Genomic DNA, 20096 nt, shown 5'->3' on the forward strand with positions numbered 1-20096 from the left:
TGTTACTTGGGACGCAAAAAGATCCGAAAGTCTCTGTAAAAACGCAAAAAGAGTAATTTTATTCCCCGGAAAGTATTCTTTTCCGGATTAACCCTATTTGCGGAGGTATTTGTACTGTATCTGCTCTCCACTGATATTTTCAGTAAGGATTAGCTGACTCTCATCCAGGGTTTTAATTCTTAAGGGAGAATCCCACAATTCTGACCGGATAAAAGTACCATCTTCCGAAAACCCGAAAGTTTCTGCGGGAACCTGATCTGATTCTGCGATAAGGTCGCCGTTTGCCAAAAACTCAATGGTACTTTCCCCAAAATCAGTGATTGGGCCATTATCGGTTTTCATCTCTGTCAGTTGCCATTTCCCCAGCAATCCCGGGGTTGTTACCGGACTTTCCATGATGAGGGAATCTTCCGCAGAAATAGGGAGCAGTGAATCCGCAGTGGATTGATCGTCAGATTTTTCTTTTTCATTTCCACATGAAAAAAACAAGCCAAGGACAAAGAGGGCAATAAATAATAAGCGAATCTGCATAATTTACAATAACCAATAGTTTTCTTGCAGGTGAAAGATACCTTTTTTGCCTGACACTTCAAATATAGCAATCAGAACAATGGAAGGTATCAGGAAAGGAGGAAGTTGCGAACAGCCGAAATAAATGCTTCCGGTTGGTCTGCATGGAGCCAGTGGCCGGCTTCGGAGATTTTTTGAAACGATACAGAGGGGAAATAAGACCGAATCAGTGGGATATCTTCAGGCAGTACGTAAGAAGATTTGCTTCCGGAAATAAAGAGGGTAGGGTGGGTGAATGGCGTAGGGAGACTTATCGGAGCCAGAATCTTGTCGTAATCGCGGGAAATAACATCAAGGTTAAATTTCCATTCAAACTGCAGCTCTGCCGACCGGCCCAGACTTTTGAGTAAAAATTGTCTGACAAAATCTTCGGGAATGCCTTTGCGCAAGGTTTGGTCTGCCTCCTGCCGGGTAGAAATTGTCTTTAGGTCCAGAGAATACAATGCGCTAATAATTTCGTCGTGATGTCGTGGATACGCCTTGGGAGCCATATCCGCGACAATCAATCGGTCGATACGCTCCGGATATTCGGAGGCAAATTGCATGACTGTTTTTCCCCCCATAGAGTGGCCCAGCAGATGTGCCTGAAATATGCCATGGCTATCCATAAAGTCCGCTAAATCTTCAGCCATGGAAGGATAGTCCCAAATTTCAGCATGCGGGGATTTGCCGTGATTGCGCTGATCGGGCAGGAATACAGTAAAATCAGATGAAAGGGTACGCGCATGGGTGACCCAATTATCCAAAGAACCAAATAGTCCATGAAGGATAATCAGGGCTGGCCCCTGCCCGAATGTTTTAGCATTCAGTTCCATATTCCGGCGTACGGAAGAAAATTAGTGATGAACACCACCATGGCCATGAACATGCCCGTGGTCAATTTCGTCCTTTGTAGCTTGTCTGATCTGCACAATTTCTCCTTTGAAGAAAAGATCACGACCGGCAAGTGGGTGATTAAAGTCCATTTCCACGCTGTCATCAGCTAAATTGGTGATACGGCCGCGGAGCGTGTTTCCATCCTGGTCGCGCATAGGAACAATATTTCCGAGCACAAGCATATCTTCAGCCAAAACACCATCAACCATAAACGCAGCTTTGGGAAGTTGAATGATGGCTTCCTCATTCATTTCACCATAGGCATCTACGCTTTTCAGGCTAAAATTAAAGGCGTCGCCTGTACCAAGTCCATGAAGATTATCTTCAAATGCAGGGAGCATATTGCCTGCACCAAAAAGAAATACGAGGGGCTCTTCCAGGTTTACTTCCTCAACAAACTCTCCGTCAGCAGCATCCAGGCGAAGCTGGTAGGTGATGGACACAACTTTCTGTGGTGAAATAGTCATAATATTCAATTAAGCTGCAAAGGTAGGAAAAATTACGTGCAGAAAATAATCCTTATGATTTTTATCATGGCTTAGTTTTTGATTATTTCCTTATAAATGTTTGGTATCTACAACCTTTATGAAGAAGAGAAACATCGATGTGTCGGAACTTGCTTTAAACCTTAACTATTTGACCAGCACCTACTATGACACCGGGGAAGACCAATCTAAAGATGTTCAGTCGGGACGGGAAGCGGAAACACAATTAAAAAACATCATGTTGGAAATGGCGGCTATTCCGGATTCTGAATTTTCCTGGAATCACACCCTTCGCACGGAACTGGGACTGGATTCGCTGGATATGGTAGAGTTGGTGATGATCTGCGAAAAAGACTTTGGCATCAGTATTTCAGACAAGGAATGGCAATTGTTGTCTACTGCGGGAAATCTGAGAGACCTTGTTATTTCCCGTTTACCTAGTATTTGAGCCAATAGTACACCATTTTGACGTATTCGTTATTCACAAAAATCATTGCAGGTTCAGCATTCCACCAGGTTTCCACTTCATAATCTTCTGGTTCTGCTCCCGCAAGTAATACGTCGACGCCCACCTCTCTGAACTTTTTCCTGAAAACACTTCTTGTCCGCCGGGTATGGAATTTTGAGGTCACGACAATGATCCGTTTAAATCCTTCCCGGTGGACATATCCCAATAACTCTTCTGATTCCTCATAGGTACTGGTTCCTCTTCCGATTGTACGAATGGCGGCACTGTCTACGCCTTCCCGCCTGAGGGCGATTTCCGTAAGGGCTGCATCACTGATTTCTATGCCATATGCAGAAAGCGCCTGATTGACAACGCCTCCGGTAGCAATCACCAGGGGGGCCATCTTTTGACGATATAACTCTCCCGCTTTTTTTGCCCGCTCAGAAGAGTTGCCCGAAAGTACAATGATCGCATCAGATGGCATGAGGGTGTCTTCATAAATCAGAAATCCACCTATGCTGCGAAGGACTGGCACCCGAATCAGATAAAGAACAATAATCAGTGCTGTGATTCCGGCAAGGATAAAAAAAAGTTTTTTCAGGAACTTCCTCATGTTCATTATACGTTAGGGGAAATCTTGGCAAAATGCTGATGGAACCGGGGAATGGTTTCAATTCCTTTCAGGTAGTTGAATACCCCATAGTGCTCATTGGGACTATGAATCGCATCTGAGTTTAAGCCAAATCCCATCAAAACGGTATCAAGCCCCAGCACTTCCTGAAAAAGCGCAACGATCGGTATAGATCCTCCTTCACGTGTCGGAATAGGATCTTTCCCGAATGTATCTTTCATAGCTGATGCCGCTGCCTGATAGCCAGGGGTTTGGGTGGACAACATCGCCGCCTGTCCGCCGTGCAATGCGGTTACGCTGACTTTTACCGAGGCGGGAGCAATCGACTGAAAGTGACTGGCAAATAAGTCGCTGATTTCCTGTGGGGATTGGTTTGGTACGAGCCGCATGGATATTTTGGCACTGGCTTTGGCCGGAAGTACCGTTTTTGCGCCTTCACCTGTATAACCGCCCCAGATTCCGTTTACATCCAATGTCGGGCGAATCGAGCGCTGCTCAATGATCGAATACCCTTTTTCTCCGCGTGTATCGGCAACATCCAGCTCGGCCAGGTATTTTTCTCTGTTAAAAGGTTGCTTAGCCATGGCATTGCGCTCTTCCTCCGACAAGGAAACCACTTTGTCGTAAAAGCCCGGAATGGTAATTTTTCCTGTCGCAGGGTCTTTCAGGGAAGCGATCATCTCGCAAAGTACGTTCAACGGATTATCAATGGCGCCTCCGTAGATACCTGAATGCAGATCGCGGTTGGGGCCTGTGACGGTTACTTCCATATAAGCGAGACCGCGAAGCCCTACCGTAATGGATGGCGTATCATTGGCAATCATCGATGTATCTGATACGAGGATAATATCTGCTTTCAGCCGGTCCTTGTTTTCTTTCACAAATCCTTCGAGATGTACGCTCCCGACTTCTTCTTCTCCCTCTACGATAAACTTTACGTTACAGGGGAGCGGCCCCATCGCATGCAAAATTTCCATGGCTTTCACATGCATATACACCTGACCTTTGTCATCACATGATCCGCGGGCATAAATTTTCCCGTCTTTGATCACGGGCTCAAAAGGAGGACTTGTCCAAAGTTCCAATGGATCGGGCGGCTGCACATCGTAATGGCCATAAATCAGTACGGTAGGTAAATCCTTAGAAACAATTTTTTCTGCATAGACGACAGGATTTCCCGCAGTAGGGATTACCTCTACCACGTCCATGCTGACCTGCCGGAATTTTTCGGCGAGCCAGTTTGCCGCGGTTTCCACATCTTTTTTATAAGCCTTGTCTGCACTGATACTCGGTATTTTCAAAAATTCCATCAACTCACCAAGAAACCTGTCTTTATGTAGTTCAATATAATTCTGTATTTCTTCCATTGGTTTGTAAAATAGTGTTCAGGGGAAAGCCAAATTTAGTAGAAAATGCGGCAATTAAAAACCTGTTGTGATGATCCATTTTGCTGTAAAGATTCTGGAATCATTCAAAGTAAGTTTTATAAGATAAATCCCCGGCGGTAAAGCTGGTACAGGGATTCCCAACTGGGCTGCTTCATCTCTGATTGCTGACTGGTGTATCATTTTCCCGCTTGCCGTGAATATTTGCAGGGAAAATGGTTGAAATGGTTTGACTCTCAGATGCAGAGAAGCCGGATTCATCCCCGGATTGGGATAAATCGTAACAGACGGTGAATCTTTGACGGATAATGTCTCTATAGGATTGGCCGCATCTGTGCTATAAATCGCAATGCCTCCACGAAGATTACCAATAACCATCTCCGGTTTTCCATCGCCCGTGATATCGGAACCAGATATAGATATCCTGGTTCCTTCTGCTATATTTCCGTATTGCGAAGAAATCAGCGTAAAACTTCCATTTAGATTCCCCGCTAAATTTCCATAATGAAAAATTCCGCCCGACTCGCTACCCACGAGCAGTTCCCAATCTCCGAGTGAATTGCGAAACAACCAGGGAACACTGTAACCGGTACAACATGCAGGCATTACATCCACTGCGCCAAAAGTCTTATTGCCCGGACCAAAAGCCGGCACAGTGGCTGTTCCTGTATTTTCATAATATTCGAGGTTGCCATTTTTTTCTCCGATGACCAGGTCATAGCGGCCATCTTCATTGACATCAGCGATCAGGGGTGTAGCGCTGTTGCCGACGTCTATGCCAAAATAAAAGGGGGCTGTAAGGGTAAAGTCCGCTATATTTCCCGGGCCCGCCTGGTTTGTGAAGTAATGAATGGCACCACTTTCTTCTCCGATGATCATGTCCTGATCACCATCGCCGTCCAAATCACCAAAAGCGGGGTAAACACCAAAAATCTGCGGATTAAATAAGGCAGACAGATCGAGATAATTGCGGCTGATCAGCTTGAAAGCGGGTGCTGTGGCGGTCCCGATATTTTCATATAAAGTCAGTCCTGATTTCTCTGGTTGCCCGGGAATACGGGAAAGATAGTTACCTATTATCAAATCCTGAAGGCCATCGGCATTGTAGTCAAACCAGACCGGATAGCTGACCGATCCGACATCAACCATGGTTTCTGATAAAAAATCATTTTGTTGAAAGGAATAGTTTGCGGCAGTGGTTGTGCCCGTATTTTTGTACCACCAGAGGTTTTCCCTGTTAATAGAAATATTGGGCGCATTGGGTGCTACGAGGAGATCCTTTCGGCCATCATCATCTATGTCCAGGCTAAATGCGGCGGGAAACTGAAGGAGGGAGGCCGGATGAGCAGCAGGAAAAGCGGTGAGAACCTGGTCCATTTGCGCGAAATCTGGTGTACCGCCATTATGCAGATATACCAGATTGGAATTATTCAGGTCGCCTAAAAGTAGTTCGAGTGCGCTGTCGCCATCCACATCTATTGCACAGAGGGTAGATCCTGAATGTCCGGCGTTACCTTCGGTGCCGCGTTTGCAAGCGGTTTGCAGGGTAATATCGTTACTGAGTCCTGCTTCCTGAAACTCACCCCAGCAATTGGCATTCACCTCAAAAGAAAGCGAACTGCAACCACCGGTATTTTCATAAAATCGCACATGGGATCCCTGGTTGTCAAAATTGAGAATATCCAGATCGCCATCTCCATCTACATCTGCAATGGCCGGAATATCGGTTTCAAATACGGAGATCACCCCTCCCGGGACGGTAAGTTTGGGATAAGCAAGCACAAAACTCAGTTCATTTCCCTGGCTGGTATTGCGATATACCGTGATTGCAGAAGAATCCGGGAGGGCGGAAAAGATATCGGCCTTTCCATCGCAGTCATAATCTCTGAGCAAAACCCAGTCTCTCAGCGATGGGAATTTTGTAGCAAGCTGTGGGGAGAACTGGTAAGTGGGGTTACCCGGATTCCCTGTATTGACAAAAACAGATACATGGTCACCTGCCCGATCGAAGATCAACAAATCCTGAAGATGATCCCCATTGAGGTCTGCCATTGAAATCTGGGGTTGATCCATGCCGCCAGCGAAAGCGTTGGAGAGATTGAGACCATTTTCCTCAAAGGATATCTGTTCCAGAAGGAAAACCGGCTGCCCGGGAAGAAGTGAAGGCAACAAAAGGACACAAAGAAGCCAGCGTTTCATAAATATAAGGTACGAGCCATCCATTGGTATTCCCGTTCCATATTCGAAGCCAGAATATAGATCCGGTCGCCAACATTACCTGCGATCATATCCAGCATCCATTGGGCATTGGCGGGATCCATATTGGAAGTGGGCTCATCGAGGATAAGTATATCCGATTCACTAAACAATGCCAGTCCCACTTTCACTCTTTGCAACATGCCCGAAGAGTAATATCGCAGCATTTTATCCTTATGTTCATCCAGTTTTAGTAAAGAGATCATCTCTTGTGGAGAGGATAGCAGGCATTTTTGGAAACTAAAATGCAACTTCAGGTGTTCTTCAAGGGTCAGATCCGGATACAAGTCTGTAAAAGGCCCGGCCCAGCTGAGATAGCGGTAAACGTGCTCAACGGGCACGCGCATTTTCCCTTTTGTATAGATTACTTTTCCTGCGGAAGGGGTCAGCTGCCCGGCAATTATGCGCAATAAGGTAGATTTCCCTGAACCATTACGGCCTACGAGGGCAAGATGTGGTTGCAGGGAAAAATCATGGGAAATGTCTCTGAATATCCAGCGATGGTAAAACTTCTTTCCGATGCCTTCCAGATGGATATTCAGATTCATGGGCAATTATTCGTTGGCTGTGATATGTCCGGATTTTGTATCGGAATCGTGAGACGCACCAGCCCCTCTGATGATTCCTCTGGAAGCGTTGCGGATAAAGGTAATCACTTCATCCCTCTCTTCGGTAGGTTTCAGATGGGTTTCTACATAATCCAGCGCCTGGGAGTTGTTCATGCCGGAGAAGAAAATGTACCGGTAAATTTCCTGAATGGAGTGGATCGTCTCATTCGGGTAACCTCTGCGGCGAAGGCCGATAGAATTGACGCCCTCGTATTGCACGGGGTTTCTGCCTGCTTTTACATAGGGCGGAACGTCTTTTCTTACCAGCGATCCACCTGAAATCATAGCATGGGCGCCAATTTTGACAAATTGGTGAATAGCAGCCATGCCACCAATAACGACAGCTTCTCCGATCTCCACATGCCCGCCCATGTTCACGGCGTTTGCCAGGATCGCATGATCGCCGATCAGACAATCATGTGCAACATGAACATACGCCATGAGCAGTACGTTGGCGCCAATGACTGTTTTCCCGTGTGCGGAGGTACCTCTGTTCAGTGTTACACATTCTCTGATAGTTGTATTATCACCGATTTCAAGGGTGGTTTTTTCTCCGCCAAACTTCAGATCCTGGGGAATAGCGGAAACGACCGCGCCGGGGAAAATGCGGCAGTTTTTGCCGATCCGCGCACCGTCATGAATCGTCACATGCGATCCAATCCAGGTGCCTTCACCGACTGTTATACCACCATGAAGGGTTGCGGAAGGTTCAATGTGGACATTATCATTAATCTGAAGAAGCGGTTTAAGGTCGTTGTTGGTTGTGTCTCTCCAGAATTCCAGTTGGCTGGCATCGGGAGAAATCGTAACACCCGCCATGATCCGGCAATTTTTACCAATTCGCACTCCGTCATAGATCACGACATTGGGACCTATCACGGAACCTTCTCCAATTTCTACATTCTCATAGATTGTGGTGTAAGAACCGATTTTTACACTGGGATGGATTTTTGCCTGGGGGTGAGCGTTAAAACTGTTTAAATGCTGCTGTTGGTTTATCATATTCTGTTTTTGGGTACTACACTGGCGACCATGTCAGCGGAACAAACAAGTTGACCGTCGACAAAAGCTTTGCCGCTCATCTTACAGATCCCTCTTCGAAGTGCTGTCAATTCCAACTCTAAAACAAGTGTGTCTCCTGGTATAACTGGTTTTTTAAACCTAACGTTGTCTATAGCTACAAAATAAACCCAGATTGATTTTGGATTTTCGATTGTATTGAGGAGCAGAATTCCGCCTACCTGTCCCATCGCTTCCAATTGGAGTACACCGGGCATGATAGGGTTGCCGGGAAAATGACCCTGAAAAAAGGGTTCATTCATGGTTACATTCTTAATCCCCCGGATCGTATTTTCAGTAAAGTCGGTGATTTTATCGACCAGAAGAAATGGATACCGGTGGGGGAGGATTTCATGAATGGCATTAATGTCAAAAATTACACCTTTCTTTTCCTCTTTTTGAAACCGGCTGGCGATCCGTTTTTGTTTCAGCTTCGCCTTAATTCTCCGGGCGAGCTCTACATTGGCTTTATGGCCAGGACGGGAAGCCATAATGTGGCCTTTAATCGGAGCCCCTACAAGTGCGAGATCTCCGAGAAGATCCAGCAGTTTGTGTCTCGCAGGTTCATTTTCGTAGTGGAGGCCCGAATGGTTTAAAATCCCTTCCTTGATTTCCATTTCAGGTTTGTTGAAAATTTCCTTCAGGCGCAGCAATTCTTCCTGTGTGATCTCTTTGTCCATGATTACCACTGCACTGTCGAGCGAACCACCCCGAATGAGTCCTGCTTTGTGAAGCGACTCCAATTCGTGCAGAAAGCAGAAAGTGCGGCTGTTGGCAAATTTTTCCGGGAAGTCTGCAATATCTGTCAAAGATGCGTTTTGAGCCTTTAGTATATCAGACCCAAAATCAATCATAACGGTTGCACGGAAATCACTATTTGGTAAGGCCGCGAGTTCGACTTTCCGGTCATTTTCCATATAATGAATCGGTTCATCAATATAAAAATATTCCCGGTCGGCTTCCTGCTCGACAATTCCTGCCTCAATCAGGGCTTGGGAGAAGGCAATGGCGCTACCGTCCATGGCCGGCGGCTCGGAGCCATCTACCTGAATCAGAATATTATCAATCTGCAGCCCTACCAATGCGGCAAGCGTATGCTCAACGGTGTGCATATGTGCGCCATTTTCAGCAATGGTGGTGCCGCGGCTTGTATCAACCACATTGTCGACGTCGGCACGTATTAGGGGCTGATTGTCGAGGTCAACCCGCTGAAATACATAGCCATGGTTTTCTCCTGCGGGAACAAAGGTCATTGTAACCTGTTCTCCTGTGTGTAGCCCGACTCCGGAAACGGAAACCGGTGATTGAATCGTACGTTGCTTTTCAGCCATATCTGCTAATCTCTGTTTTCTAATACTTTCTCAAGTTCACTTATTCTCCGGTACATTTCCTCCAATTTGCGAAACATAACCTCTGATTTCAATTGTTGCCGGTGAATCTGTACCGGCGATCCGCGGAAAGCCAGACCCGGTGTATCCACCGATCGGTTGACCCCTGACTGTGCGTCTATCATGGTGCGGTCAGCAATTTTCAAATGCCCTACCACCCCTGCTTGTCCGCCCAGCATACACGCTTTTCCTATATGGGTGCTCCCGGCAATTCCCACCTGAGCGGCAATTACTGTATTTTCTCCGATTTCAACATTATGCGCCAGTTGCACCAGATTGTCCAGCTTGGCGCCTTCTTTGACGACGGTATTGCCAAAAGTTGCCCTGTCAATGCAGGTATTCGCACCTATTTCCACAAAATCCTCAATGACTACGCGGCCCATTTGGGGAATCTTTTTATAGCTCCCGTCGGGTTGCGGTGCAAACCCAAAACCATCACTGCCGATACAACTCCCCGCATGTAAGATGCAATTCCTGCCAATCTTTGTCCCGTAATAAATCGTGACATTGGGGTAAATCACCGTTCCTTCCCCAATGAATACATCATCGCCAATATAAGCATTGGGATAAATCTGTACGTCTTTTTCAATTGTGGTTTGGGTACCGATATACACAAATGCCCCAATATATGTCTCCGGATGCACTTTGGCATTTTCTGAAATAAATACCGGAGATTCCATTCCCCGCTTTGCCGGCCGGCGCATGGATTCGGCCTTTTCCAGGAGAATGGCAACTGCGCTGTATGGATCATCTACCCAAAGCAGGGTAGGGATAATGGATTCTTTCGGGACAAAATCACGGGAAACAATAATTGCTGAAGCCTGGGTGCTATAGACAAAATGTTCATACTTTTTATTGGCCAGAAATGTAATTCCGCCTGTTTTCCCTTCTTCTATACCAGAGAAACTGTCTATTTCCTTATCAGGATCACCCGTAATCTCTGCCCCAATCAGGCCTGCAATCTGTCTTATACTAAATTTCATTCACCATGGAGATAAGAGGTCAAAGGTAAAAAATCTTTTTTACTTTGGTGCAGATAACCGCAATCAGGATCATTGAGGCTGCCACTTGCCTTTGAGACAGGTACCCAAAACCTTTCCTCTCAGCGATTGACCAATAAATGGGCTGTTCTTACTTCGGGAAGGGATATGCGAAATATCGTAGGTCCATACGGCCTGAGGATCAAAAATAGTGAGGTCCGCGACACTGCCCGGTTTGACAGATACAGAGGGTTTCCCTAAAATTTTTCTGGGGTTAATGGCAATCATTTCAATCAGACGTCCCATACTGATTACCTGCTGATTGACCAACTGCATGTTTGCCAATGGGAAGAAAGTCTGGAGGCCCAGCATTCCCGGCTCCGCCACTTCAAATTCTACTTCTTTTTCTTCCAGCCCTTGCGGCTGGTGGCCGGATCCCAGCGTATCGATCATGCCATTTTTCAACGCATTGAGCAGATCTTGTTGCTGCTGACGGTTTCGCAGAGGGGGGAATACTTTGTATACCGGATCAAAAGTTTCCAGGTCTTCGTCTTTGAGGATAAGATAGTATATCGCCGTACCCAGTGTAACCTTTCCACCGGTTTTCGCCGGCTGAATCAGACGGATTGCCTCCGCAGATGCTATGGGCTGAAAGTGGATTTTTCCGCCAGCGTAGGCGACAACTTCCAGATCCCGGGATACAGCCAGCAACTCTGCGATCACGGGTATTCCTTTCATACCCAATTGCGTTGATACTTCTCCCTCATTCATCTGACCACCATGAGACACAGACCGGTCTTCAGGATAGTCAATCATCAGCCCGCCAAATGTTTGAAGGTATTGCAAGGCACGCAGCACAACTCCGGGTTTTTGTATCGGGTGAGTGCCGTCGCCAAAAGCAACAGCACCGGCAAGATGCATATCATACACTTCCGCAAGATCTTCTCCTTTGGCTCCGGCGGTAATCGCTCCGGTCAACCAAAGCTCTGCCGGCAATCCAGCAGTACGCAACATCAATGACTGAACCATCTGGCTATTGTCAATCACCGGTTGTGTATTTGACGAACAAAGGATTTGGGTAAATCCCCCAGACTGTGCAGCCTTTGCAAGTTGGGTTAGCGATTCTTTCCACTCAAAACCAGGATCTGAGAGGTTGACCATCATATCCACCCATCCGGGAGAAATACAGGCGCCAGGAATATCAACCACTTGCATACCCGCATCATTCTGCGAGCCTGCCGGGGCCACCTGTAGGATTTGTGTTCCTTCAATCCGGACATCTGCCTGTTGTTCGTGGTATTCCGAACCGGGATCAATGACTGTTATATTCCTGAATAAAAGCGGTGCTGACATACAGAATGAAGATTTAAAATATGGTTAGCTGATCGGCTTATCTTTTAGCAAAAGGATTACGCCTTCCAGGGAGAGAAAAACGACCGCGATGATAATAAAATATTTCCAAAGGGGGAACCCTTCTTTTTCGACCTCAATCTTCGATCTGATTTCGTCAGCCGAAGGCGGCAGAACTTCTATAAATGCCAACCCTCTTTTGCCGAGAAGTTCTGCCAGGGCCGACTGGCTGGCATAGGAAAGTTTAGACTCAAGGTCTGAGATATTAAAGGCAATTTTTTCGAGCAGTTTATTATCCTGAACGATGTCATAGTTGCCTTCGCGAATATCCATTTTCTCAAAATTCAGGGTAGTCGTTCCGCTCTGGGAGTATTGTTCCGGAGGTACAGATCTGCCTTCCGCATCCACCAGGTTGATCAGTGACTTTTGATTGGTACGGATACTTTTGGGCTGGTAAAATCCTATTTCCTGCCCTGCCTGAATATTCTGTGTCTGATTCATGATTTGGGTCGCCCGGAAGATCATGGGAGAAAATATGGTTTTTACATGAAGGTCCGTCCAGGCATCTCCGGGGAAAAGCGTAAATGTAAACATGAGCCCATTTCCAATGCGCGATTCAATCAGTATGGGCGCCTGGTTTTCAAGAGAAAGGATTCTGGTCTGGGCTGTGCTATTATTGAGTTGTACCGGATGATATCTGAAAACTTCCGGCGCATCAAACTCTACGTTATTTTGTTGCCGGGAAAAGACGCCTTCAAACAGTGGGTTTGCGAGATCCACACGGCTCGCTTTTGCGCCCTGCTGGATATTAACTGCCGGTGCCATGGAACCAAAACCGACAGATTTGAAAAATTCATTAACCCCTGAGAGTGCCATATCATCGCCAGGAAAAAACATAACACTTCCGCCTTCTTCAATAAACGAACGAAGTTTGTCGCCCAATCCACTGCTGATATCCTTTATACCGAGCAATATGATTGACCGGTAGGCCGAAGGTTCTTCTGCGGCAATGTTGCGGGCAGAAACAAATTTGGTATCAAACTGATCAAACAGCGATTCATACAGGAGCCTGATGTTGCGCGAATTTTGACCTTCTACAATTAATACCTTTTCCTTCTCTGGCACATACAGACTAAAATATCTGCGGTTATCGAAAGCGACAAAAGGATCATCCAGCTCAATATAACCGGAAAGCCACCCACTTTGGGCAGGGGTAAACGAAATATTGAGGGTAGATTCTGTGCCGGGATCCAGTGATTTGGTGTTGATCGCAGCCGCTTTTCCTTCAAGCATAACCCTGACGCTCAGGTCTTTTATCGGGTTTTCTCCATCATTGACCAGTTGCATCGACATGGATACAGGCTTGCCATTTTCCACGATCTGAGACATGATTTCATGATCCCGGATGTACACATTTTTCTGCTTTCGGGTAGCGAGCGGTATATATTTAATCAGGAGCGAAGAATCATTCAGGTCAGTAGCCTGGCTGTCTGCCAACACGGTTGACAATTGAAAATCACTTAGCAGATACAGTTCTTTTACAGAATTGGAAGCCCTGGCAAATATTTCATCCTGGAAATTCAGGATATCCCCCTGAGAGCGAATATTCTGGCTGATCTTCAGATCTTTTAATTGTTCGAGGGCTTCTTCCTGGCGGGAAAAATTAAAATTCAGCCGGAGATCAGAGGTCGTCATCAGTAAAAACTCATCCTCCCGGTTGTAGGTTCGGATAATGTTCCGGACAAGAGATAGCGCTTGCTGAAAGTATTCTCCCTTTTCATTTCCGGCAGTCATGCTGTAAGAATTGTCAATCACAAGGGCAATCGAACGATTCCCCTGAAGCATCTGGTTATTTTTTGAAACAATCACCGGCCCTGAAAATGCAAAAACCAACCCTGCGATTGCCAGCAGTCGTGCCATGAGCAGCAACCATTGCCGGAACCGTACCCTGCGAACGACCGATTTTTTAACCTCTTTAACAAAGGCAACATTGCTAAAGAGGATCTGTTTAGGTCGCTGAAGGTTGAAAAAATGTATGATAATTGGAACGGAAAGAGCTAAAAGCCCCCATAGTGCCCCCGGATTTAAAAAAGCCATTGCTGAATGTTGGTCTATAAAAGATTTATACAAATATAACCAGAAATGAGAAACCCTGCATTTAGTTTAAAGGGATTCGGGCAGGATGTGTGATATTTCTCAATATTTCGCAATAATAATCTGTGCAACTGCCCGTTGAATACCCACTTGACATTTACAATTTTCCACTTGACAATGTGGAATTTTATTCTATTTTTGCGACGATTTAAAAATAGGCATTCAACTATGTATTGGACACTCGAATTGGCAACATACCTGGAAGACGCGCCATGGCCGGCTACCAAAGAAGAATTGATTGACTTCGCGAATCGCTCAGGCGCCCCGCTGGAAGTTGTTGAAAATCTGGATGAGCTTCCTGATGAAGATTCCCAGTACGAAAGTATTGAAGAGATTTGGCCGGATTATCCGTCTAAAGAAGACTTCCTCTTCAATGAAGACGAGTATTAACGGCGTTTGATGATACAAGTCAAAGACCTGTATGTCGAACTCAATCATCAACCGATTCTTCGGGAAATATCCCTGGCTCTTGAGCCAGGGCTTCATTATATCGTTGGGTTAAATGGTAGTGGAAAAACTACTTTCTTGCGTTCTCTGGCAGGTCTTTTATCTTACAGCGGGTCTATTCAGGTAGATAGTCAAGAAGTATCCTCACTTCCTGCGCTACATCTCGCACGTCAGGTGGCTTTCGTGCAACAGCGACTCGACATTCCTTTTCGTATACCCGTATACGACTTTTTACTTACCGGCAGATTTCCCTATCTCAATTGGCTGGGATCCTATTCCTCTACTGATCATAAGATTGCCGGGGAAGTAATTCATACCTTGTCCTTGGAAAATTTTATCAGCCGGAGTCTCAACGAAATATCCGGCGGCGAGCTTCAAAAAGTCATGATCGCCAGGGCTTTGGTGCAGAAAACGCCAATCCTTTTGCTTGACGAACCCGCCCAATCTCTGGATCCCAAAAATAAAGCCTTTCTGTTTTCTTTTCTGCGAGCCCGGGCACTTACCGGCCAAACCATTGTTTGCACCACACATGATCTGGAGCCATTAGAAGATGAATCGGTATTTGTGACAGGTTTTAAATCCGGGGAAGTGGTGTATTCAGGCGCAGGAGGTGATATACGAGACCAGCTGATGGCGGTTGTATATGACTGAGCTAGTGGTTTTTACTTTCTTTGAGCAGGATATTCGCCGCTTCTATTGGGGAAATTTTACTTGCCACTACCTCTGTCCGAAGTTTTTCCAGTTTGTTGACAATCGCAGGGTCGGTATAAAACGCTTCCAGGAGTTGTTGTTGAATAGCCTCATCAAGCCATTGACTGGCCTGCATGTTTCTTTTCTGCTCCCAGAATCCACGGGCAGTGGCAACTTTCCGGTATAAAAACAGCATATCCTGCACCTCTGCATACCCTTCCCCTGTGAGTGAAGAGCATGTTTTCAGGGCAGGTTGCCACTCGGGGAGGTCGTGGTGAAACAATTTTACGGCCTGCGTAAACACCGCCATTGCCTGCCGGGCGGCAGAAACCATAAGGCCATCGGCTTTATGAATGACCAGACCGTCTGCCAGTTCCATAATGCCTCTTTTAATCCCCTGCAGCTCATCTCCGGCATTGGGCATAAGGAGTAGCAGGAAAAAATCGACCATCCCGGAGACACTGATTTCAGATTGCCCGACGCCCACGGTTTCGACCATGATGATCTCATAACCTGCCGCCTCGCAAAGGAGCATAACCTCGCGGGTATTGCGGGCTACGCCGCCAGGATTTCCGGAGGTGGGAGAGGGTCTTATAAAGGCATTGGGAGAAGCAGACAATTTTTCCATTCGGGTTTTATCCCCCAAAATACTCCCCCCGCTCCGGGTACTGGATGGATCTACAGCCAGGACTGCTAACCGGTATCCTTGTGAAAGGAGGAAGCTGCCAAATCCATCAATAAAGGTACTTTTCCCGACACCGGGAATCCCGGTAATTCCAATCCGGTAAGATTTTCCGGTATAGGGAAGGCAATTTCGGATCACTTCAGCAGCCAGCATCTGATCGCGGGGCAGTGTACTTTCGATAAGGGTAATCGCACGACTGAGCATAAGCCTGTCGCCATTTCGGATACCCTCGGTATAGGTATCAGCCGATAAGCGGGAAGGCAGGGGCATGAAAATTATTCTTTTTTAGGTAAAAGTGTGTCAACGGGGGTAAGCAGAGAATCTATTATTACCGATGACATATTCGTATCTGCATGAAAACGAATATAGGTAAGGCGTAACATCCCGTGCCGTCCCTGTATGGTCAGTGCGAGGCTGTCTGTATTTCGGGTTTGAATTTCATAACGAAAAGAAGGAATCTGCTGCTCTTCGGGAATTTCCGTACCATTCTGAATGGCATACACTTTGGCGATCCGGTCGCGGGACTTATTGACCAGCCAGTGCCCGGTACTGTAGTTGATTGTATCGTACTCCCTGAAAGTACCATCACGGTGCAAAACCAGAAACTGTGGATTGAGCGAGTCGGCATCATAAGTTAATCCCCCGTTGTAGGGATCATAGGTTTGGGAAAGTTTCCAGACAACGCTGTCAGCCAGCTTTTTTTTCCCGACGAGCAAAGAAGCCGCCTTTCTATTGCGGATAGCCTGCGTACTTTTATCGTGGCAGGACAGGAAGGGCAAAAATAAAATAAAAAAAATGGACAGATGTCTCATTATCCGCTAATTTTGACCAAAATAACTATGTTTTTTAAGAAATGGAACAAATTGCAGAAATCCTCGGTGAAGTATTGAAATATTCTATACCGGCAGTACTGGTCTTATTAGCCGTAAAGTTCACCAATGACTACCATACCCGGAGAAGCCTGATGAAAGAAGGACGGGAATTGCGCAAAACCACAATCCAGACACATCTGCCCTTGAAGTTTTCGGCATACGAAAGGGCAGTTTTATTTTTGGAAAGGATCAGCCCCGAAAATCTCGTACCCAGAATAGGCAGCCAGGGAAAATCAGTCGGTCAGCTGGAAAGAGAATTGGTACACGAAATTTCCTCTGAATACGAACACAATCTTGTGCAGCAGTTATACATTTCTTATCAGGGCTGGTCTGCTGTGGTTCATGCCAAAAATGCAATGATAGAAGTCATCAGAAAAGCGGCATCAGAGCTTCCAGCCGATGAAAAAGGCCTGATACTGAGCAAGAAAATCATCGAAATATGCGCAACATGGGAAGAACACCCAACGCACAAAGCCACATTCCTGTTAAAGTCGGACATCCTGAAAATTTTCAATTTCGAATAGAAATCGCTGAACCAATAGTTTTTAGCAAAAACTTGCTAAAAAAAGGTGCAAACTTTTGCAGGCCGATTCGGGAAAATTAAGAGTGAGGGTGAGAAATAGCATTCCCAAAGGGAGTAATTCGAATCATCGAAAAAAAAAATTTCTGAATAATCAGAATCTCACACTAATCCCCAATATTCGGTATAACTCTCTGATAAAAGGATAGTTAACAATATTAACCTAGTGTAAAGGTTCGTATGCATGCATACAAAAAATCTGCGCTGGAAGCGTTTAGAGAGGGTTTTTCAGGTAATAAACTGAGAATCAAAAAGATGTAAATATTTACTTGAACCGAAAAAAAAGGTTTTCAGACAAGTTTTTTTTTCGGTTTTTTTTCTGGAGTTTTATCCTTGCGCTGAAGATAAGAATCTACTCTTTTTTTCGTTAAGGGTAAAGTAAACAAACAGATTTAGTAACGCCAGGAAATGACAACGACACACGTTGACATATGGAAAAGGTGTCTCCAACTCATTCAGGAGGAGATCTCGGACCAAAGTTTCGACACTTGGTTCAAACCGATTAAGCCCATACGTCTTGATCAGAATGTACTTACCATTGAAGTTCCCAGCCAATTCTTTTACGAATGGCTGGAAGACCACTACGTAGCCATGCTAAAGCGGGCCGTTCGTGCTACCCTGGGTCCCGATGGAAGACTGGAGTATTCGATCGTGATCGAAAACAGTGTAAACAACGGCGCCTCCACCGTCAGAATGCCGGCATCTTCGCATCATCACAGTAATTCCACTCAAACCCTCAACAATCAATTGGATGTAAACAGACCTATACCTAACCCCTTTGTCATTCCAGGTATTCGCAAATTCGAAGTCGACTCTAACCTCAATTCTTCCTATACTTTTGATACCCTCATAGAAGGCGACTGCAATCGTCTTGCCCGCGCTGCGGGTTACGCTGTGGCCAATAAGCCGGGTATTACCGCCTATAATCCTCTTTTTATCTACAGTGGTGTCGGGTTAGGCAAAACGCACCTTCTCCAGGCCATTGGAAATCAGGTGAAAGAAACCAATCCGAGAAAAGCGGTCCTTTATGTTTCTTCTGAAAGATTTATCAACCAGTTTGTAGAAGCGGTAAGAAGAGGCACCGTCAATGATTTTATGAATTTTTACCAGATGATTGATGTCCTCCTTGTCGACGACATTCAGTTTATGTCGGGTAAAGAAAAAACGCAGGATAATTTTTTCCATGTTTTCAATCACCTCCGCCAGTCTGGAAAACAAATTGTGCTGGCGTCAGATCGCTCGCCCAACGATATGGAAGGCATGGAGGAAAGGTTGCTCTCCCGCTTCAAATGGGGACTCAGTGCCAGTATGCAGGTGCCTGACTACAATACCCGCAAACAAATTCTGAAGAGTAAAATGTATCAGAATGGCATCGAACTTCCCGAGGAAGTGGTTGAATATATCGCCCATAATATCACCACCAATATCCGGGAACTGGAAGGTGCGATGATCAGTCTGCTGGCTCAAAGCTCTCTGAATCGCAAAGACGTGGACGTTGACCTGGCGCGTTCCATGTTACAACATTTCGTAGATACGGTTACCAGGGAAATTACCATTGATTCTATTCAGCAGATTGTCGGTGATCATCTCGATATCGAAGTAGAGCTCATGAAGGCCAAAACCCGTAAAAGGGATATTGTACAGGCCCGGCAGATCGCTATGTATTTTGCGAAAGAGATGACACAGCATTCTCTGAAATCGATCGGCTATCATTTTGGGGGAAGGGATCACTCTACGGTTATTCATGCGCTTCAGACAGTCAATGATCTCATAGCAACGGATAAATATTTTAAGCAGAATGTAAGCGAAATCCGCAAACGGATTTCTGTAGAAGTCAACTAATCCTACCTGGTCTATGCGACTTTGGATCTACCTTTTTCTATTTGCAGGGTTGTTTGCCTGCAAATCATCAAAAAAAGCCTCAACACAAGCCGCTTTCCCTGAGGATTTTGAGTTGACGATTCAGAAAACGGGTTGCCACGGAAGATGCCCGGTCTATTTTCTTTCTGTCTCGGCCAATGGCGAAGTGCTGTACCAGGGCGATGCATTTGTGGATAAATTAGGTCGCTATAAAAAAGTACTCACCCAGGAAACACTTTTCGCCCTTGTCTCTGAACTGGAGCAGGCAAATTTTTGGGAAATGGAAGAAGAATATAACAACCCGGCAGTCATGGACCTCCCTTCCGTCATCACAACCTGCACCATGAATGGCCGTACAAAAAAGGTCGTCAATCGTTTTGAAGCGCCGGAAATCGTCTCTGCATTACAGGAAAAGCTAGACCACCTAATCGGTGATGGCGATTACCTCCCCGCTGAGAAATCAGAGAAATAATGAGTATGAAACGTATCACCCGCAATGTCTCCCTTCTTCTGATCCTGGCTTTCCTTAGTGGAATGACCCTGTCTTCCTGCCGCATTCTCCGCGGAGATCCCCGCAAAAACTGCAACCATCCCCAACATGGGCAGTATATGCTGGAAAAACGAAAAAAATCTACAGGCTTCTGATTTCTTAGCGCTGATCATTGATTTTATGGTCAGTTTTTCTTTGCCTGAGTAAATTTTTAAGCCTGTCTAAAAAAATCTTTAAGTAATTTTTAATATTTGGTTTTGTTTCTATATTTGTGGCGTATAT

21 protein-coding genes and 1 pseudogene are annotated in these 20096 nt (G+C 45.8%); 7 read left to right on the forward strand and 15 right to left on the reverse strand.

The annotated features are described in order from the left end of the window. Positions 1–93: 93 nt before the first annotated feature. From R3D00_17355 to R3D00_17365, 3 genes are all read right to left on the reverse strand, one after another. The gene (locus tag R3D00_17355; protein MEZ4774955.1) at positions 94–531 is read right to left on the reverse strand and encodes a hypothetical protein; all 438 of its coding nucleotides are present in this window, start codon (positions 529–531) and stop codon (positions 94–96) included. A gap of 89 nt (positions 532–620) precedes the next feature. Next, positions 621–1385 (reverse strand): alpha/beta fold hydrolase, encoded by a 765-nt coding sequence (locus R3D00_17360; protein ID MEZ4774956.1) that lies wholly within the window; start codon positions 1383–1385, stop codon positions 621–623. A 21-nt stretch (positions 1386–1406) separates the two neighbouring features. Continuing rightward, positions 1407–1913: an FKBP-type peptidyl-prolyl cis-trans isomerase gene (locus tag R3D00_17365; protein MEZ4774957.1), complete on the reverse strand. Its 507-nt coding sequence runs from the start codon at positions 1911–1913 to the stop codon at positions 1407–1409. A 118-nt stretch (positions 1914–2031) separates the two neighbouring features. Between R3D00_17365 and R3D00_17370 the strand changes: the two genes are divergently transcribed. Beyond that, complete coding sequence (locus R3D00_17370) at positions 2032–2379, forward strand: acyl carrier protein (protein ID MEZ4774958.1); 348 nt, start codon at positions 2032–2034, stop codon at positions 2377–2379. On the opposite strand, the gene R3D00_17375 is transcribed toward R3D00_17370, so the two are convergent. The 10 genes and pseudogenes from R3D00_17375 to R3D00_17420 form a co-directional block, all read right to left on the reverse strand. Next, positions 2369–2992, reverse strand: coding sequence for a YdcF family protein (locus tag R3D00_17375; protein MEZ4774959.1), 624 nt, complete (start codon positions 2990–2992; stop codon positions 2369–2371). The genes R3D00_17370 and R3D00_17375 overlap by 11 nt on opposite strands. Positions 2993–2997: 5 nt before the next feature. After that, entirely contained in the window at positions 2998–4377 is a 1380-nt protein-coding gene (locus R3D00_17380; GenBank protein ID MEZ4774960.1) for a dipeptidase, read from the reverse strand. 54 nt (positions 4378–4431) lie between these two features. Next, a complete protein-coding gene (locus R3D00_17385) occupies positions 4432–6594 on the reverse strand; it encodes a T9SS type A sorting domain-containing protein (protein MEZ4774961.1) in 2163 nt (720 codons plus the stop codon). Next, positions 6591–7199 (reverse strand): ABC transporter ATP-binding protein, encoded by a 609-nt coding sequence (locus R3D00_17390; GenBank protein MEZ4774962.1) that lies wholly within the window; start codon positions 7197–7199, stop codon positions 6591–6593. The genes R3D00_17385 and R3D00_17390 overlap by 4 nt, the downstream gene beginning before the upstream one ends. 6 nt (positions 7200–7205) lie before the next feature. Beyond that, on the reverse strand, positions 7206–7991 hold the full coding sequence (gene lpxA, locus R3D00_17395) for an acyl-ACP--UDP-N-acetylglucosamine O-acyltransferase (protein ID MEZ4774963.1): 786 nt from the start codon (positions 7989–7991) through the stop codon (positions 7206–7208). Positions 7992–8069: 78 nt separating this feature from the next. Beyond that, a pseudogene (locus R3D00_17400) lies at positions 8070–8261 on the reverse strand (acyl-[acyl-carrier-protein]--UDP-N-acetylglucosamine O-acyltransferase). Beyond that, complete coding sequence (locus tag R3D00_17405) at positions 8258–9649, reverse strand: bifunctional UDP-3-O-[3-hydroxymyristoyl] N-acetylglucosamine deacetylase/3-hydroxyacyl-ACP dehydratase (GenBank protein ID MEZ4774964.1); 1392 nt, start codon at positions 9647–9649, stop codon at positions 8258–8260. The pseudogene R3D00_17400 and the gene R3D00_17405 overlap by 4 nt, the downstream one beginning before the upstream one ends. A 5-nt stretch (positions 9650–9654) precedes the next feature. Then, the gene (gene lpxD, locus R3D00_17410; protein ID MEZ4774965.1) at positions 9655–10689 is read right to left on the reverse strand and encodes a UDP-3-O-(3-hydroxymyristoyl)glucosamine N-acyltransferase; all 1035 of its coding nucleotides are present in this window, start codon (positions 10687–10689) and stop codon (positions 9655–9657) included. A 69-nt stretch (positions 10690–10758) separates the two neighbouring features. Then, complete coding sequence (locus R3D00_17415; protein MEZ4774966.1) at positions 10759–12039, reverse strand: dihydroorotase; 1281 nt, start codon at positions 12037–12039, stop codon at positions 10759–10761. 24 nt (positions 12040–12063) lie between these two features. Then, complete coding sequence (locus R3D00_17420; protein ID MEZ4774967.1) at positions 12064–14133, reverse strand: BatA and WFA domain-containing protein; 2070 nt, start codon at positions 14131–14133, stop codon at positions 12064–12066. 225 nt (positions 14134–14358) lie between these two features. On the opposite strand from R3D00_17420, the gene R3D00_17425 reads away from it, so the two are divergent. Both R3D00_17425 and R3D00_17430 read left to right on the forward strand, forming a co-directional pair. Beyond that, entirely contained in the window at positions 14359–14580 is a 222-nt protein-coding gene (locus R3D00_17425) for a DUF2795 domain-containing protein (GenBank protein ID MEZ4774968.1), read from the forward strand. A 9-nt stretch (positions 14581–14589) separates the two neighbouring features. Beyond that, complete coding sequence (locus R3D00_17430) at positions 14590–15288, forward strand: ABC transporter ATP-binding protein (GenBank protein ID MEZ4774969.1); 699 nt, start codon at positions 14590–14592, stop codon at positions 15286–15288. A 1-nt stretch (position 15289) separates the two neighbouring features. Here R3D00_17430 and meaB read toward each other — a convergent pair whose 3' ends face one another. Together meaB and R3D00_17440 are read right to left on the reverse strand one after the other, a co-directional pair. After that, entirely contained in the window at positions 15290–16282 is a 993-nt protein-coding gene (meaB, locus tag R3D00_17435) for a methylmalonyl Co-A mutase-associated GTPase MeaB (protein ID MEZ4774970.1), read from the reverse strand. Between the two features lie 5 nt (positions 16283–16287). Then, the gene (locus R3D00_17440; GenBank protein MEZ4774971.1) at positions 16288–16824 is read right to left on the reverse strand and encodes a hypothetical protein; all 537 of its coding nucleotides are present in this window, start codon (positions 16822–16824) and stop codon (positions 16288–16290) included. A gap of 41 nt (positions 16825–16865) precedes the next feature. Here R3D00_17440 and R3D00_17445 point away from each other — a divergent pair, with 41 nt between their 5' ends. The 4 genes from R3D00_17445 (at position 16866) to R3D00_17460 (ending at position 19969) form a co-directional block, all read left to right on the forward strand. After that, a complete protein-coding gene (locus tag R3D00_17445) occupies positions 16866–17408 on the forward strand; it encodes a hypothetical protein (protein ID MEZ4774972.1) in 543 nt (180 codons plus the stop codon). A 464-nt stretch (positions 17409–17872) separates the two neighbouring features. After that, positions 17873–19306 (forward strand): chromosomal replication initiator protein DnaA, encoded by a 1434-nt coding sequence (dnaA, locus tag R3D00_17450; GenBank protein MEZ4774973.1) that lies wholly within the window; start codon positions 17873–17875, stop codon positions 19304–19306. 13 nt (positions 19307–19319) lie between these two features. Continuing rightward, on the forward strand, positions 19320–19796 hold the full coding sequence (locus tag R3D00_17455) for a DUF6438 domain-containing protein (GenBank protein ID MEZ4774974.1): 477 nt from the start codon (positions 19320–19322) through the stop codon (positions 19794–19796). Between the two features lie 5 nt (positions 19797–19801). After that, entirely contained in the window at positions 19802–19969 is a 168-nt protein-coding gene (locus tag R3D00_17460) for a hypothetical protein (protein ID MEZ4774975.1), read from the forward strand. The last annotated feature ends 127 nt before the right edge of the window (positions 19970–20096 follow it).

The organism is Bacteroidia bacterium, from assembly GCA_041391665.1.
Lineage (GTDB): Bacteria > Bacteroidota > Bacteroidia > J057 > J057 > JAGQVA01.

Excerpts from the sequence above, each read along its gene's own strand:
- R3D00_17415 (MEZ4774966.1), bottom strand. The coding sequence starts at position 12,039 with ATGTCAGCACCGCTTTTATTCAGGAATATAACAGTCATTGATCCCGGT.
- R3D00_17440 (MEZ4774971.1), bottom strand. The coding sequence starts at position 16,824 with ATGAGACATCTGTCCATTTTTTTTATTTTATTTTTGCCCTTCCTGTCC.
- R3D00_17420 (MEZ4774967.1), bottom strand. The coding sequence starts at position 14,133 with ATGGCTTTTTTAAATCCGGGGGCACTATGGGGGCTTTTAGCTCTTTCC.
- R3D00_17355 (MEZ4774955.1), bottom strand. The coding sequence starts at position 531 with ATGCAGATTCGCTTATTATTTATTGCCCTCTTTGTCCTTGGCTTGTTT.
- R3D00_17370 (MEZ4774958.1), top strand. The coding sequence starts at position 2,032 with ATGAAGAAGAGAAACATCGATGTGTCGGAACTTGCTTTAAACCTTAAC.
- R3D00_17460 (MEZ4774975.1), top strand. The coding sequence starts at position 19,802 with ATGAAACGTATCACCCGCAATGTCTCCCTTCTTCTGATCCTGGCTTTC.
- meaB (MEZ4774970.1), bottom strand. The coding sequence starts at position 16,282 with ATGCCCCTGCCTTCCCGCTTATCGGCTGATACCTATACCGAGGGTATC.
- R3D00_17385 (MEZ4774961.1), bottom strand. The coding sequence starts at position 6,594 with ATGAAACGCTGGCTTCTTTGTGTCCTTTTGTTGCCTTCACTTCTTCCC.
- R3D00_17390 (MEZ4774962.1), bottom strand. The coding sequence starts at position 7,199 with ATGAATCTGAATATCCATCTGGAAGGCATCGGAAAGAAGTTTTACCAT.
- R3D00_17380 (MEZ4774960.1), bottom strand. The coding sequence starts at position 4,377 with ATGGAAGAAATACAGAATTATATTGAACTACATAAAGACAGGTTTCTT.
- R3D00_17445 (MEZ4774972.1), top strand. The coding sequence starts at position 16,866 with ATGGAACAAATTGCAGAAATCCTCGGTGAAGTATTGAAATATTCTATA.
- R3D00_17375 (MEZ4774959.1), bottom strand. The coding sequence starts at position 2,992 with ATGAGGAAGTTCCTGAAAAAACTTTTTTTTATCCTTGCCGGAATCACA.
- R3D00_17455 (MEZ4774974.1), top strand. The coding sequence starts at position 19,320 with ATGCGACTTTGGATCTACCTTTTTCTATTTGCAGGGTTGTTTGCCTGC.
- R3D00_17360 (MEZ4774956.1), bottom strand. The coding sequence starts at position 1,385 with ATGGAACTGAATGCTAAAACATTCGGGCAGGGGCCAGCCCTGATTATC.
- dnaA (MEZ4774973.1), top strand. The coding sequence starts at position 17,873 with ATGACAACGACACACGTTGACATATGGAAAAGGTGTCTCCAACTCATT.
- R3D00_17365 (MEZ4774957.1), bottom strand. The coding sequence starts at position 1,913 with ATGACTATTTCACCACAGAAAGTTGTGTCCATCACCTACCAGCTTCGC.
- R3D00_17405 (MEZ4774964.1), bottom strand. The coding sequence starts at position 9,649 with ATGGCTGAAAAGCAACGTACGATTCAATCACCGGTTTCCGTTTCCGGA.
- R3D00_17430 (MEZ4774969.1), top strand. The coding sequence starts at position 14,590 with ATGATACAAGTCAAAGACCTGTATGTCGAACTCAATCATCAACCGATT.
- R3D00_17425 (MEZ4774968.1), top strand. The coding sequence starts at position 14,359 with ATGTATTGGACACTCGAATTGGCAACATACCTGGAAGACGCGCCATGG.
- lpxD (MEZ4774965.1), bottom strand. The coding sequence starts at position 10,689 with ATGAAATTTAGTATAAGACAGATTGCAGGCCTGATTGGGGCAGAGATT.